This window comes from Streptomyces phaeochromogenes (assembly GCF_001418655.1).
Taxonomy (GTDB): Bacteria; Actinomycetota; Actinomycetes; order Streptomycetales; family Streptomycetaceae; genus Streptomyces; species Streptomyces phaeochromogenes.
This window is the reverse complement of record NZ_LIQZ01000094.1, coordinates 26,016-39,318: the sequence shown is the minus strand read 5'-3', so window position 1 is coordinate 39,318 and position 13,303 is coordinate 26,016. Positions and strand designations below refer to the sequence as shown.

Sequence of the window (13,303 nt, the reverse complement as noted above, 5' to 3'; positions counted from 1 at the left end):
CCACCGGCTACGCCGGACCGATCCACCCTTGCACTTGGCGCTCGGCGGCCAGGACCGTGAAGGGGTCCAGCGAGGTCGGCTCGGCAAGGGTGTCACGGCTGACGGCTTCGGACAGCGCGGCTCCCAACAGGAGCCTCTTCACCGGGAGTTCGAGCTTCTTGCCGGTACGGTTCCTCGGAATCACCGGTACGGGGATGACGCTGTCGGGCACATGACGCGGCGAGAGGGCGTTGCGCAGCACTGTCTCGATCCGCTTGCGCAGGGCGTCGTCCAGCTCGGAGCCGTCGTGCAGTGCGACGAACAGCAGCAGTTCGCCGGGGCTGCCGACGGGGTCCTCCAGGTGGACAACCAGGCTGTCGTCGACCTCGGGCAGTTCTTCGACGACACGGTAGAACTCCGCGGTGCCCAGGCGCACCCCGCCGCGGTTGAGGGTGGCGTCGGATCGTCCGGCCACCGTGCAACTGCCCGTCGCCGCGGAGAAGCGCACCCAGTCGCCGTGGCACCACACGCCCGGATAGGTGTCGAAATAGGTGTCCCGGTAGCGGTCGCCCTCGGTGTCACCCCAGAAGCCGACGGGCATCGAGGGCATGGGTCGGGTGATGACCAACTCACCGAGCCTGTCGGTCACTTCGTCGCCCTGCTCGTCGTACGCGGTGGCGGCGAGCCCAGGCAGGGGCCGGAGATCTCCCCCGCCCGGACTGGCTGCAGTGGACTGCCTTGCAGGATTCCCGTGCACATCGGTCCCGCCGCTGCCCACGTTCAGCAGTACGCCGGGGCCGAATCGAAGCCGGGCTCGGCGGGTGCGGCGAGCAGGTCCGATCAGGCCACCGTGGTCAAGGGCCGCGTCGCCAAAGTACGTGATGTGGCGATCACCGATGTCCACGGAGTGTCGGCGATCCGGACCGCGGGTAACCCGGGCGGCGTTGAGGATCAGGTGCGGATGTACGTGGTGCGGCGCGGAGCCTGGATGTTGGGCGGCACGCGCGATCGTGCCGAACACACCGTCCCGGGCGGGCAGTTCCTCCTCCGGCACGTCGGACGGCCGTCACACTTCGAGACGGTGCCCCACACGACGGCCCAGGTCCTCGTCCTGCCCGCCGCGATGCTCAAACCCCTGCCGGGGAACAGGATCATGACCGGATCGGCGGACTCGGCCGAGGTACGCCTTCTGGCCGCCCACTCGAACATGGTCCACGCAACGATGGCCGAACTGAGTCCGGCCGGTGTGGAGGCCGCGCACAGCAGCCTGATCGAGCTGGCCAAGGCGGTGGCGCTGCATCGGTTCGACGACACGGAACCCTTGCTGGCCCCGGCACTCGCCCAGGCCGCGAAGGACCTCGCGAACGGCCAACTCGCCGACCCCGAACTGTCTCCACCGATGCTGGCGCGTCAACTCAACGTCTCCGTACGCACGCTGCAACGGGCCTTCGCCACGACAGGAGAGTCGGCGACCGCCTGCATCCGCCACCGGCGCCTGGAAGAAGCCCGGCTCGCCCTCGCCACACCGTCCGGCCGACTGAGCGTCTCGGAACTCGCCGCCCACTGGCAGTTCGCCGACAGCAGCCACTTCATCCGGGCCTTCAAGAAGCGCTACGGCCAGACCCCCACCGAGTACGCCCGCTCCACCAGGCATGCCGGAAGCTGAACCAACTCCGACAGGTCGAGCTCGGAGGCGTAAGAGCTTCTCGCCGTGCGCTCGCCCCTACTGCGGTCGCATCAGGTCCAAGTCCTCACCCCATGCGTCCAGCACCGCGCCGTGCCCGGCCCGGCGGGCCACCGCCTCGACCTGAGTGAAGAGACGACGCTGTGTGGACACGTCGCCCATTCCTGAGATGCGGTCCAAAGCGTCGAGCAGCATGCCGGTGTCCCACCCTGGCAGCGGGAATCGGGCAAGCTCCCATTCCAGATACTTGTTGTAGGGGCGGGGGCGACGGTCGAGGGCGAAGAGCAACTCCAGCAGAGACCGGATGCTGTCGGCGGCGTCGAGTCGGGCCGCGAGCGCATGTCCGTCGCGGTCGTTCTTGACCGATCGGTAGAGGGAGTTGGCGTAGGCATCGAGCCACTCGCCCGCCTCCCGGAAGGCATCGTCGGCGTCGAACCGTGCCTTGCCCGCCAGGATCTGGGCGATGCCTCCGTCGAGCCGGTCGAGCACGATCCGCGCGCGGGCGAGGGCGTACCTCTCGAAGCCGGGCATTCCGGCGGCGCGGAACTCGTCGAGGGAGAGGATGACGAGGTCGAGCTCTGGGGTGCGGTGCCCCGCGAACCGGGTGAGGGCTGTCGTCGCGCCGTCGGCGAGGACGACGTACAGGTCGTGGTCGGAGTACTCGGTGGTCATGCCCTCGTGGGCGCGGGACCCCTTGAGGACGAGGCCGACGACTGCTGAATCAGTGGCGGCGAGTTCGACAAACGCGTCGTATGTGATGGGCTGCTGAGCAGTCATTGCGCGATCTCCGGTGTTGTGATGACGGGCATGCCAGCCGGGCGACCCGAAACGCATCGGGGTCACCCACACCGTCTGCGGCGGCACTTGGCCGCTGCCGGGAAGGTCAACGCACGTGCGGATTCTACCGACCCCCTCCGGTCGACCGAGGGGCCTCACAATGGCGGCGGTGGGTCGCCGGCCCGAATACGCCGTCCCCGCCCACACCGGCGAGCCGGGAACCTTCCGGCCTGAGCCGGGCACTGAGGTGCGTCATCCTGCCCGGACCTCTTCGGCCGACAAGGCGGGCACGGGGGCCGACAGATGTATCCGTTTGGGCAGCAGGAGCGGAGTTCCGAGCAGGAGTACGCCGGACATGGTGATCGCGGTGAGCGGGCTGGTCAGTGTGGCGAGGAAGCCCCAGATCACCATCAGGGCGGCCTGCATGAGTTTGCTGGTGGCGCTCCAGGTGCTGAGGACTTGGGCGGTGCGATCCACGGGGGTCCGCTGCAGGCGTTCTGTTGCGTAGATCGGGTTGAAGACGCCCATGCAGGTGATCAGCAGGCCCTCGACGATGATCACAGTGAGGAGTCCGGGGATGCCGGGTCGGACGAACGCGAGACCGAGCGGGAAGAGTGATCGCAGCCAGCCGAAGACGGTCATGATCCGGTATCGGCCGTAGCGGGTCACGAGGCGCGCGGAGAGGCGGGCGCCCACGAAGCCGCCGAGGGCCGGGATACCGAAGGCGAGACCGTATTGCCAGGCCGGGAAGTGGTACTGGCCCAGCAGGAGGACGGACAGCAGCGGGGCCGTGGCCATGATCAGGCCGCCGACCAGGATCGAGTTGAGGAACAGACGTCTCAGCACGTGGTCGCGGAGGATGAACCGCCACCCGCAGAGAAGGTCGGCTCCGCGCAATCTCGTGGCCCGGTCGCGAGGCGCCGCGATGTCGCCTCCGCGGATGCGGAGGACCCCGAGCGCGGACAGCAGGTAGCTGAGGGCGTCTGCCATGACCGTGATGACCGGGCCGAGCAACCCGATGAGCGCACCGCCGAGGGGCGGGCCCGCCGCGGTCGCCACCCAGCTCGTTCCCTCGAATCTCCCGTTCGCCACGAGGAGGTGATCACCGCGGAGGAGGTACTTCAGGTAGGCGCCGGATGCGGCAGAGAAGGCGATGCTCGCCGTGCCTGAGATCACCGACACAACCAGCAGTTGCCCGTACGACAGCAGACCGAGGACGTACGCGATCGGGATGCTTGCCACCGCGACGAACCGGATCAGGTCCATCGCGATCATCACCGGACGCTTGGCCCGGTGCTCGACCCACGGCCCCAGCGAGAACGCGACGACCGCCGCGACGGCAAGCCCGGCCGCTTCCAGCACCGACACGGCGAGCGCCGACGCGTGCAGCACTTGGACCGCGATCAGCGGGAACGCGCCGAAGGCAAGCCACGTACCGTATGTACTGACGGCGTAGGCCGACCACAGCCAACCGAAACTGCGCCCCAACCGCACGCGCATGTGACTCCCTCGTGACGACCGATGTTCGGGTCGCTGAATCACACCGGACGCACCGGCGCGGGATCAAACAACCGACTCCCGGGCGAGCCACAACCATCAGTTGGGCACGTCTATGCTCGACCAATGGATACCGAGGCGGTGCGATCGTTCGTCCGCGCGGCCGAGCTCGGACAGCTGCAACACGCGGCCGACGAGCTCGGCGTAACGCAACAGGCCGTGTCGAAGCGGATCGCGACCCTGGAGCGCGAACTGGACGTCCGGTTGTTCACCCGCACCGCCCGAGGGGTCGAGCTGACACTGGACGGCCAGGCCTTCCTCCCGCATGCCCGGAGCATCGTCACGGGTGTCGATCGCGCCATCACCGCGATCAGACCGGGCTCGCGGGCCCTTCGGATCGACGTTCTCGGCCTGCGATCCGCGCAGGCCGTCGTCCTGCACGACTACTGGCGGTCGCATCCCGAGACCGACCTCGACGTGGTGACCCTCAGGGTCAATGATCCGCGTCTGGCGGTCGCCGCCGTCCAGGCAGGCGATATCGACGCCTCGTTCCGCTCGGTCACCGACCCGGCCACGCTGCCGCGCGACGTGCAGATGATCCACGCCTTCGACTCCCCGCTGGAACTCCTCGTCGGCCCGAGGCACCCGCTCGCCTCCGCACGGACACTGACACCGGCCCAGCTGCGCCGGCACCGGATCTGGGTGCCGGGTATCGCGCCGCGAAGCGAATGGGCGGATTTCTACGATCAGCTGGCCACCGACTTCGACCTGCGCATCGACGCCGCGGGGCCGAACTTCGGCAACGAGGTACTCCTCGACATCCTCGCGGACTCCGCGGACGTGGCAACCCTCGTGGGCTCGCGCGACCGGTACATCTGGCCGACGAACCACGACCTGCGCCGCATCCCGGTCGTGAATCCGACGCTCGCGTACCCGCTCTCGCTCATCCTCCCCCGCGAGAATCCGCACCCCGGACTCCGGGCGATCATCAACCACTTCGGAAGCCTGACACCGCTCCCCGACACGACCTGGCTCCCCTCCTGGGCAACGACACCACGCCGCGGCGACGGAACCGCCGAACACACCTGACGCCGACGGTCGAGGGCCGCAAGCACAGCTCGCCTCGCCAACAGTTCACGACGGTGGAGCCAAGCGCCTGCGGAAAGGGATCAGGTCCTGCGCAGCAGCCACTGCCCGAACGTCCGGCGCCGGGGCCGCACCACCACGCGGCCGTGGGCCTTCTGACCGACCAGTTCCACTCGCAGAGTGACCGGCGTGTCAGGATTCGCCGGAGTCTGGCGGTACTTGACCCTGCTGTGCACCAGCTGCAGACCATCGGTATCGACCACGACGCCCGGCCTCGTGACCAGCGTCAGGGTCTTGCCCGTCATGGCCAGGTCGATTCGCAAGGTGTCGTGAGTGATCACTGCGTCAGTGAAGTCGAGTGTCACCGCGCAGAACGTCACCGCGAGTTCCATCCTCCGCGGCACCACCCAGCGCCCCAGGCGCTCGATCGCGCCGCTGTGGACCTGTTCGATCCGGACCACGTCCTTAACCTCGGCCACGGTCGTGCCGGTCGCGGCCGAGACGGGCGGCAAGTCGGCGGTGAGCGCGGCCAGTTCACTCAGAGTCCGCGCCGACAGGGCGGTTTCCAGGCGCTCGTCCAACTCGTCCGCGGTCAGCAGGCCGTCCCCCGCCGCGATACGCAGCACATCCACCACCCGGTCCCGGTCCGCATGGGAGGCTCGCAGCTCGGGCGACGAGCCGGAGTGCTTCCCGGTGGGCGAAATCTCTCCCGACATGCTTCCGTCCTGGTCCTGTCGAACGTCTGCGCGCGACGCGGGCAGCGGCGCGAATAGAAGACTAGCGTCATATCGCGACATGACCCGCAGCCCCAGGGAGCCTGGACACGCCAACGACAGAACGGCTGGGGAAGCACAGACAGACCCGACCCGCCACTACGGGGGGAAGTGACGGGCCGGGCCTGGTGTCCACGGTGCCACACTCGTCCCCGGCGCGCGCGGTCTCCGGGGGAAGTCGTCCAGGATCAAGGGAGTCATCCCTGCTCCGCGGCCTGATCCTTCGGGGTCGGGCCGGTCCGGTCCCGGTTACCGTAGGGCGCCATGAAGATCCTGATCATCGGCGGCAGCGGGGTTCTCGGTACGGAACTGGTGCGCCGGGCGACGGCCGCGGGCTGGGAAACGGCCGCGACGTACTGTTCCCGTCCCGACGGCATTGCCGGAGCTGCCGGAGTTTCCGGAGCCTCGTGGCACCGGCTCGATCTTCGCTCCCCCGGGCACATCGACGAGGTACTGGCCGCGGTGGCCCCCAGTGCTGTCATCGACGCCACGAGCGGAGGAAGCGACTGGGCGGTCACCGCCGACGGCTCGATCCGCGTGGCGATGGCCGCGACGCGACGCGGGTGCCGCCTGGTCCACGTCTCCAGCGACGCGGTGTTCTCCGGTTCCCGGATTCACTACGACGAGACCTGCCTGCCCGACCCGGTCACCCCGTACGGCGCGGCCAAGGCCGCCGCCGAGACCGCGGTGCGGCTCCTGGCGCCGACCGCCGCGGTCGCACGTACGTCGTTGATCATCGGACGCGGCGGGTACGGGTCTGACGGGTTCGTGCACGAGCGTCTGGTCCACGCCCTGGCAGCCGGCACACATGACGGCGTCCTGTTCACCGACGACATCCGCTGCCCGGTCCATGTCGAAGACCTGGCTTCCGCGCTGCTGGAGCTCGCGGTGTCTGATCATGGCGGCATGTTCCACCTCGCCGGAGCGGACGCCCTCAGCCGCCATGAACTCGGCGTACTCATCGCCCGGCGCGACGGGCTCGACGCGGCCCGACTGCCTGCCGGGCGCCGGGCCGACACCCCCATGCCCGGCGCCCTCGACGTCCGCCTCGACAACGGCGCCACCCAGAAGCGCGTACGCACTCGGCTGCGGGGAGCCGGGGAGTTCCTCCACGTCCGGTAGAAGCGATCCAGTAGCCGCGATCCAGTAGAAGTACGCCGCACTACAAGACCGGCGGCCCCTGTTCGATGCGGCGCAGCACGGGTGTGAGCCGGTCCAGTGTTTCGTCGGTCTGGATCTGCCGCTCGTCCCACCAGGTGGCCCCCGCCTCGGCCAGCGGGCCGATCAGATCGCGGGTCCTGGCCGCGTCGTCGCCCGGTGTGGCACCGCCGAGGACGATCTCGAACGGGGTGCCGGACCGGTCCTCGCGCTGCTTGCGGACGTAGGCGACCAGGTCGCGGACCTGGTCGACAGGCGGTATGTGGCCGTGCCTGGCCTCGGTGAACAGTGGGACCACGCCGTCCCAGCGGGCGGCCCGGCGCATGGGCGGGCGGTTCGGCCAGAAGCCGGCGACCCAGACCGGCGGCCGAGGGCGCTGCACGGTGGCGGGCAGCAAGGTCACGTCCCGTACCTCGTAGTGCCGTCCTTCGTGGTTGACCGGCTTGCCCGACCAGTATCGCTGGAGCAGGTCCAGGCCCTCGTCCAGCCGCTCGGCCAGTACCTTCGGGTCGGTGGTGTCGCCGAAACTCTCGTACTCGTCCTCGACGGGCCCGCCCAGCCCCGCGGCGAAGGTGACTCGGCCGCCGCTCACGGCGTCCAAGGTGGCCACCTGGCGGGCGAGTTGCTGGGGGCGCCGACGGGCGACGGGGGTGACCAGCGTGCCCAGCCGGATCCGGGACGTCGCCAGCGCGGCGGCGGTCAGCAGCATCCAGGGGTCCCCGAAAGGTCTGTCCCCGTGCTTGCGATGCAGTACGTGATCCCAGACGAACAGCCCGTCCCACCCTGCCTGTTCGGCCGCCGCGGCCACCTTCGCCACGGTCCTGGGATCGGCGAAGTCACCGAAGTTCGGAATGTTCACCGAGAAGCGCATCCCCGCATCGTGCTGCACGGCACCTGGACCGGCAACCGAAATTCCTGCCGGGCTGTGCGCCCTGTACCGGCGGGCCGGTAGGCCCTGTCCCCCGAGAGAGCTACGCGCAGGTGTCCACCGAGCGGTGACGATTCCGGGCCGCCGGATCCATAGCTTTCTACCCAGCCCGCGGCACTCAGGTCGCGGCTCTGGAGTAGGAGTTCTCATGAGGCTGGTCTGGCAATTCTTGGCCGTCGCGGCGGTCGCGTTCATCGGCGGTCAGGCGCTTGCCGCGCTGGAGGACCACCCGTGGCTCCAACTGGCCGTCGGCGTCCCGACAGCCGTGCTCGCGGTGGTTGTCTACGGGTGGGTGGTACGGCGGACCGAGCGCCGCCCGTCCACGGAAGTGGCCCTGGAAGGCGCCCCGGTCGCGATAGGCCGCGGAACGCTGATCGGCGCCGCGCTGTTCGGGGCCGTCATGGTGAACCTCTTCACCTCCGGGCACTACGAGGTCGACGGCGTGGGCTCGGTGTCGGGCGCGGCGGGGCTGTTCGGCTTCATGGCCGCCGCCGCGGTGACGGAGGAACTGCTGTTCCGCGGCGTCCTGTTCCGGATCACCGAGGAACGCATCGGCACGTGGATCGCGCTGGTGCTGACCGGTGCCCTGTTCGGTCTGTCGCATCTGCTCAACCCGAACGCGAGCGTGTGGGGCGCCACCGCCATCGCCATCGAGGCCGGCGGCATGCTCACCGCCGCGTACGTCGCCACCCGCAAGTTGTGGGTGCCGATCGGTCTGCACTTCGGCTGGAACTTCGCCGCGTCCGGCATCTTCAGCACCGAGGTCTCGGGCAACGACACCCCCCAAGGGCTGCTGGACTCCGCGATGTCGGGCCCGAAGCTGCTCACCGGCGGCGACTTCGGCCCGGAGGGAAGCGTGTACTCGGTGCTGTTCTGCGTACTGGCGACGATCGCGTTCATGTGGCTGGCCCACCGGCGCGGCCATGTGGTGCCCCGCCGTCGGCGAGCCGAGCGGACCGACACCACCGCTACACTCCCCCGATGATCAGTCTTCGGCGGCCCCCCGAGTGGTGGCACCGGGCCGACGTCACGATCCGGGATCTCCCGATCGGGTTGCTGTGCATCGCCGCGTCGTTCCTGCCGGGGTTCTACGGCACGCAGATCGGCAACCTGCCGCACCGTCCCCTCGACGCACTGGCCTTCGTGGCGATCGCCCTCGAATGCTTCCCGCTCGCCGTGCGCCGACGGTGGCCGGCCGTCTGCCTCGCCCTGGTGTCGGTCGGCTTCGCCATCGACCAGATCCGCGGCTACCACTCGTTCGCGGGCACCGCCCTGCCGATCGCGCTGCTGAGTGTCGGGGCCCATCTGGAACGGCACCGGCGTACCGCCGCGATCGCCTTCTCCGTGGCGTACGTGCCACTGGCGATCACGCTCATCCGGCTCGATTCGGGCGAGCCACCGATCGGATTCGTGACGTTCTATCTGGCGATGGTCCTCGCGTGGGGTTTCGGGGCGTGGCTGCGCTCCACCCGGGGCGCGGACGCCGAACGCCGCAGCCGTATCGCCGAGGACACCCGCACCGCCGAACGCACCCGCATCGCAAGCGAGTTGCACGACGTCGTGACCCATCACGTGACGGCGATGGTCGTACAGGCCGAGGCCGCGCGCTATCTCACCGCCTCGCCCGATCGCCTCGACCAGACCCTGACCGCCGTCTCCGACACCGGCCGGCGGGCCATCACCGACCTGCGGCACCTGCTCGACCTGCTCAACCCCGACCACGGCACCGAGGGCAGAACACCGTCCGTCGGCAGACTGCTCACGCTCGTGGAGCAGACGCGCCGGGCCGGTCAGCCGGTGGAGTTCACCGAGGAGGGCACACCGGCGGAGTCGACCGGCAGCGCCGACCTCGTGGCCTACCGAGTCGTGCAGGAGGCCCTGACCAACGCCCTCAAATACGCTCACGGCAGCCGCACTTCGGTCCAGGTGCGCCACGCCGAAAGGGAGATCACCGTGGAGGTCAGTACGGACGGTTCCGGCTCGCGGGCCGCCTCACCCGGCGGGAGCGGGCGCGGCCTGGCGGGTCTCCGCGAACGGGTGGACGTCCTGGGCGGCGACTTCAGCGCGGGCACGCAGAAGGCCGGTGGCTTCGTCGTACGGGCACGCATACCCGCGGGGAGCCCGTCGTGACCGCACCGATCCGGGTCCTGGTCTGCGACGACCAGGTGCTGATCCGCACCGGACTGGTGACGATCATCGGCGCCCAGCCCGACATGGAGGTGGCCGGCGAGTGCGGAGACGGACAGGCCGCGGTCGACCTCGCCGGCCAAGTGCACCCGGACGTCGTGGTGATGGACGTACGCATGCCGATGCTGGACGGCATCGAGGCCACCCGTCTGCTGGCCGGTGCCGGGGTGCCGCGTCCCGTCAAGGTGCTCGTGGTGACCACGTTCAACCTGGACGAGTACGTCTACGAGGCGCTGCGCGCGGGGGCCAGCGGCTTCCTGCTCAAGGACGCGCCGCCGGCCCAACTGCTCCACGGGATCCGGACCGTGGGCACGGGCGCGGCACTGCTGGACCCCGAGGTGACGCGCCGACTCGTGGGCAGGTACGCCGCCCGCATCCGGCCCTCCGAGGGCACATCACCCGACATCCCGCTCACCCCGCGCGAGTTGGAGGTCCTTCGGCTCATCGCGAACGGCCTCTCCAACAGCGAGATCGCCGCGACCCTGGTGATCAGCCCGGAGACCGTCAAGACCTTCGTCTCCCGCATCCTCGCCAAGCTCAACCTCCGCGACCGCGTCCAAGCCGTCGTCTACGCCTACCGCCAGGGCCTGGTGACCTGAGCTCGCTACCGGGCCTGTTCGGTCACCGGGCCGGCGACGGAACGCGCGCCGCTCCCGCGGCCGACGAGTCCCGCGAGGGAGAAGGCACCGGGGCCGGAGAACACGATGAACAGGAATCCCCAGCAGAAGAGCACCGGTGCAAGTCCCCCGTTCTGCAAGGGGAAGAGGCCGTCCTGCTGGTGCTCCGTGAAGTACGCGAACGCCATGATGCCCGAGCTGAGGAACGCCGCGCTGCGGGTCGCGACCCCGAGGAGAACCAGAACGCCGCACACCAGCTCGATCACCCCGGCGTACCAGAAGGGCCAGTCACCCGTCGGGCTGGCCTTCCTGTCGAGCACCCCGAAGACCGTGGCAGCGCCCTCGCTGGCGAACAACAGGCCAAGAACCATGCGGAAAAGGCCCAGCACGAACGGCTGGCGCGTCGTCAGCCAGTCTCCGAGGCGCGGGTTGGTGGTCATCGGTACTCCTCGAAAGTGTCACTACGGAATCAGGGGGCCATGAACCACAGGATGCGGGTAGAAGCCCCTAGTTGACCGTACGTGTCCGGAGCGCTCCGGGTTCAAACGGGTTTTGATGTCCCTGCGCACCGTGATCGTAGTCGCCTGTGTCGAGATCCCGACCGGCCCCATTTCCCACCAGCACTCACCAAATTCCGTACTGGCACTCACCAAGCGACAGACGGCATGATGTCCATCCGGAGCCCATAGGGAGTAGCCATGAGATCGCGCCTGCAGTGGACCCAAGGCCGCGGAGAGCATGTCACCGTCGACCGCAAGCAGACGTACGCGGCCGAGATCTTCGTCAAGTTCTTTGTCCTGGCAGGCCTGCTGTACATGCCGGTTCTCGTCTTCGGATGGGGTGAGTGGATACCGTTCGCCGGAGCCAGTGTCTACCTGCTCTGGGAGCTCGCCCGCTTCAACAGCGCACTCGGCGAGCTCGCCGACCTCTGGAACGAGCAGCACGAGCAGCGGCAGGAGTCGGCTCGAAGCGACTCGCTCCAGTGACACGGGCGGTCGGCGTCCCGACGTAGGAGCGTCAGTGGTGGTGGCCCTGGCGGCCGAGGGTCTCCGCCGGGGTCGCGCCGGGGCGGGTCCACTGCGGCACGGGGCGGCTGGTCGGGCCCCAGGTGGCGATGCCGTCCGCGTCCGAGCGCCAGTACCAGCAGGCCTGTTGGCCCACGGACGGGTGCCCCTCACGGACTTCGCCGATCGCGGACCGGCCCTCGGGGTTGTCCTCCCAGGCCTCGCCACGGCCGTAGGGAGTCATGTCGAGCAGGCTGAGGGACCCGTTGACCGGCTCGTTGCCACGGCCTGTCGTGGAGTAGGTGAGGAACACGCGGTCGCCGTCGCGCAGGAAGCAGGCGATGTGCCCCATGTCTCCGCCGACCGGCGCCTCCACGCCCCGTACCGAGTACCAGGGCTGGGTGTAACCCATGAACTCGACGTACGGAGCCACCTCGTCCCACGCTCCCGAGGTCAGGACCGCGTACGAGACGCCCCGGGCGTTGAGGTAGACGGCGTCCTTCACGTGCCAGGCCGTGGTGGTGCAGCCCTCGCACTGCCCCTGGTGCGGCGCGCCGTCGTACCACATGTGCTGGTAGACCACGAGCTCGTCGCGCCCCTGGAACAGGTCCAGGAACGGGGCCGGGCCGTCGGCCCCGACGACCTCGACCGTCCCGTCGAGCTCCACCATCGGCAGCCTCCGCCGGGCAGCGGCAATCGCGTCGCCCTCGCGGGTGTGCGCCTTCTCGCGGACCAGCAGCTCATCACGTGCGGTCCGCCAGGCGGCCAGGTCGACGACCGGCGGCTTGCCGGGGAGGTCGCTGCTCGCGGTGCCGGGCGTGGTCGTCATGGTGTCCTCCGTGGAGTCTCGTGCCGGGGCAGCGCCGTACGACGTCTGTGCGACATGTATGCGACGTCCATACGATGTCTACGACGCTCACCGGAACAGACTCGCGACGCCGCCAAAACTCATCGCGGCAGGGCGCGCCCTCGGCCATCCGAAGAGCCCGTCGTCCACGGCTGCCACGATCAGTTCGGTTGGCGTAGTCCCGCGACGAGGAGCTCGACCAGTCGACGTGCGTCGTAGCGGGAATCGCCGTCGGCGCCGATGCAGAGGTTTCCGACGCCGCGCATGAGTTGGTAGGCGGTCAGGTCGGAACGGATCTCGCCGGACGCGGCGGCAGCGTCGAGGAGCTGGGTGCAGACCGGCAGGAGACGGTCGAGGAAGTAGGCGTGCAGCGTTTCGAAACCGGCGTTGTCGGTCTGCAGCGCGGCAGCGAGTCCGTGCTTGGTGACCAGGAAGTCGACGAAGAGGCCGACCCACCGCGCGAGGGCGGCGTGCGGTGTCGGGCTGCTCTCCAGCAGGGCCGGGCCGGCCTCGGCGCAGGCGTCGACCTGGTGCCGGTACACGGCGATGACGAGATCCGACCGAGTCGGGAAGTGGCGGTAGATCGTGCCCAGCCCGACGCCTGCCTTGGCCGCGATGTCACGTACCGGCGCCTCCACCCCCGACGTGACGAAGACCGCGGCGGCAGCGTCGAGCAGGGTCTCTTTGTTGCGCCGTGCGTCCTTCCGCTTGGACTGGGCAGCGCCCCCCGCGCCCTCGTCGCTGTCGTTCACCGCGTCTCCCTCCG

The 13,303-nt window shown here is 69.3% G+C and carries 15 protein-coding genes; 7 read left to right on the top strand and 8 right to left on the bottom strand.

The genetic code is table 11. The features are described 5' to 3' along the window. Positions 1-7: 7 nt before the first annotated feature. On the bottom strand, positions 8-589 hold the full coding sequence (locus tag AOK17_RS52185) for an AMP-binding enzyme (protein WP_245697145.1): 582 nt from the start codon (positions 587-589) through the stop codon (positions 8-10). 141 nt (positions 590-730) lie between these two features. On the opposite strand from AOK17_RS52185, the gene AOK17_RS52180 reads away from it, so the two are divergent. Further along, positions 731-1,645 carry a helix-turn-helix domain-containing protein gene (locus AOK17_RS52180; RefSeq protein WP_245697143.1) on the top strand — a complete coding sequence of 305 codons (915 nt, stop codon included), beginning with the start codon at positions 731-733 and terminating at the stop codon, positions 1,643-1,645. A gap of 57 nt (positions 1,646-1,702) precedes the next feature. Here AOK17_RS52180 and AOK17_RS13800 read toward each other — a convergent pair whose 3' ends face one another. Both AOK17_RS13800 and AOK17_RS13795 read right to left on the bottom strand, forming a co-directional pair. Continuing rightward, on the bottom strand, positions 1,703-2,440 hold the full coding sequence (locus tag AOK17_RS13800) for a hypothetical protein (RefSeq protein WP_055612723.1): 738 nt from the start codon (positions 2,438-2,440) through the stop codon (positions 1,703-1,705). Between the two features lie 252 nt (positions 2,441-2,692). After that, positions 2,693-3,940 (bottom strand): MFS transporter, encoded by a 1,248-nt coding sequence (locus tag AOK17_RS13795; RefSeq protein ID WP_055612722.1) that lies wholly within the window; start codon positions 3,938-3,940, stop codon positions 2,693-2,695. A gap of 123 nt (positions 3,941-4,063) precedes the next feature. Here AOK17_RS13795 and AOK17_RS13790 point away from each other — a divergent pair, with 123 nt between their 5' ends. After that, positions 4,064-5,026 carry a LysR family transcriptional regulator gene (locus tag AOK17_RS13790; RefSeq protein WP_055612721.1) on the top strand — a complete coding sequence of 321 codons (963 nt, stop codon included), beginning with the start codon at positions 4,064-4,066 and terminating at the stop codon, positions 5,024-5,026. 80 nt (positions 5,027-5,106) lie between these two features. Here the strand turns inward: AOK17_RS13790 and AOK17_RS13785 are convergent, their stop codons facing one another. Further along, positions 5,107-5,739, bottom strand: a complete 633-nt coding sequence (locus tag AOK17_RS13785; protein ID WP_055612720.1) for a DUF1707 SHOCT-like domain-containing protein — start codon at positions 5,737-5,739, stop codon at positions 5,107-5,109. Between the two features lie 321 nt (positions 5,740-6,060). On the opposite strand from AOK17_RS13785, the gene AOK17_RS13780 reads away from it, so the two are divergent. After that, on the top strand, positions 6,061-6,918 hold the full coding sequence (locus AOK17_RS13780; RefSeq protein WP_055612719.1) for an SDR family oxidoreductase: 858 nt from the start codon (positions 6,061-6,063) through the stop codon (positions 6,916-6,918). A 40-nt stretch (positions 6,919-6,958) separates the two neighbouring features. Here the strand turns inward: AOK17_RS13780 and AOK17_RS13775 are convergent, their stop codons facing one another. Further along, entirely contained in the window at positions 6,959-7,825 is an 867-nt protein-coding gene (locus AOK17_RS13775) for an LLM class flavin-dependent oxidoreductase (protein WP_055612718.1), read from the bottom strand. 205 nt (positions 7,826-8,030) lie between these two features. Here AOK17_RS13775 and AOK17_RS13770 point away from each other — a divergent pair, with 205 nt between their 5' ends. From AOK17_RS13770 to AOK17_RS13760, 3 genes are read left to right on the top strand one after another with little or no spacing between them, the layout of a single operon-like run. After that, a complete protein-coding gene (locus tag AOK17_RS13770) occupies positions 8,031-8,867 on the top strand; it encodes a CPBP family intramembrane glutamic endopeptidase (protein WP_055612717.1) in 837 nt (278 codons plus the stop codon). Further along, positions 8,864-10,012, top strand: coding sequence for a sensor histidine kinase (locus AOK17_RS13765; protein ID WP_055612716.1), 1,149 nt, complete (start codon positions 8,864-8,866; stop codon positions 10,010-10,012). The genes AOK17_RS13770 and AOK17_RS13765 overlap by 4 nt, the downstream gene beginning before the upstream one ends. Beyond that, a complete protein-coding gene (locus AOK17_RS13760; protein WP_055612715.1) occupies positions 10,009-10,668 on the top strand; it encodes a response regulator in 660 nt (219 codons plus the stop codon). Before AOK17_RS13765 ends, AOK17_RS13760 begins: the two co-directional genes overlap by 4 nt. Positions 10,669-10,673: 5 nt before the next feature. Here AOK17_RS13760 and AOK17_RS13755 read toward each other — a convergent pair whose 3' ends face one another. After that, a complete protein-coding gene (locus AOK17_RS13755; RefSeq protein WP_055612714.1) occupies positions 10,674-11,126 on the bottom strand; it encodes a DoxX family protein in 453 nt (150 codons plus the stop codon). 258 nt (positions 11,127-11,384) lie between these two features. On the opposite strand from AOK17_RS13755, the gene AOK17_RS13750 reads away from it, so the two are divergent. After that, positions 11,385-11,672: a hypothetical protein gene (locus AOK17_RS13750; RefSeq protein ID WP_055612713.1), complete on the top strand. Its 288-nt coding sequence runs from the start codon at positions 11,385-11,387 to the stop codon at positions 11,670-11,672. Between the two features lie 31 nt (positions 11,673-11,703). Here the strand turns inward: AOK17_RS13750 and AOK17_RS13745 are convergent, their stop codons facing one another. Both AOK17_RS13745 and AOK17_RS13740 read right to left on the bottom strand, forming a co-directional pair. After that, positions 11,704-12,519, bottom strand: a complete 816-nt coding sequence (locus AOK17_RS13745) for a DUF899 domain-containing protein (RefSeq protein ID WP_055612712.1) — start codon at positions 12,517-12,519, stop codon at positions 11,704-11,706. Positions 12,520-12,698: 179 nt separating this feature from the next. After that, complete coding sequence (locus AOK17_RS13740) at positions 12,699-13,289, bottom strand: TetR/AcrR family transcriptional regulator (RefSeq protein ID WP_055612711.1); 591 nt, start codon at positions 13,287-13,289, stop codon at positions 12,699-12,701. Positions 13,290-13,303 lie beyond the last annotated feature (14 nt).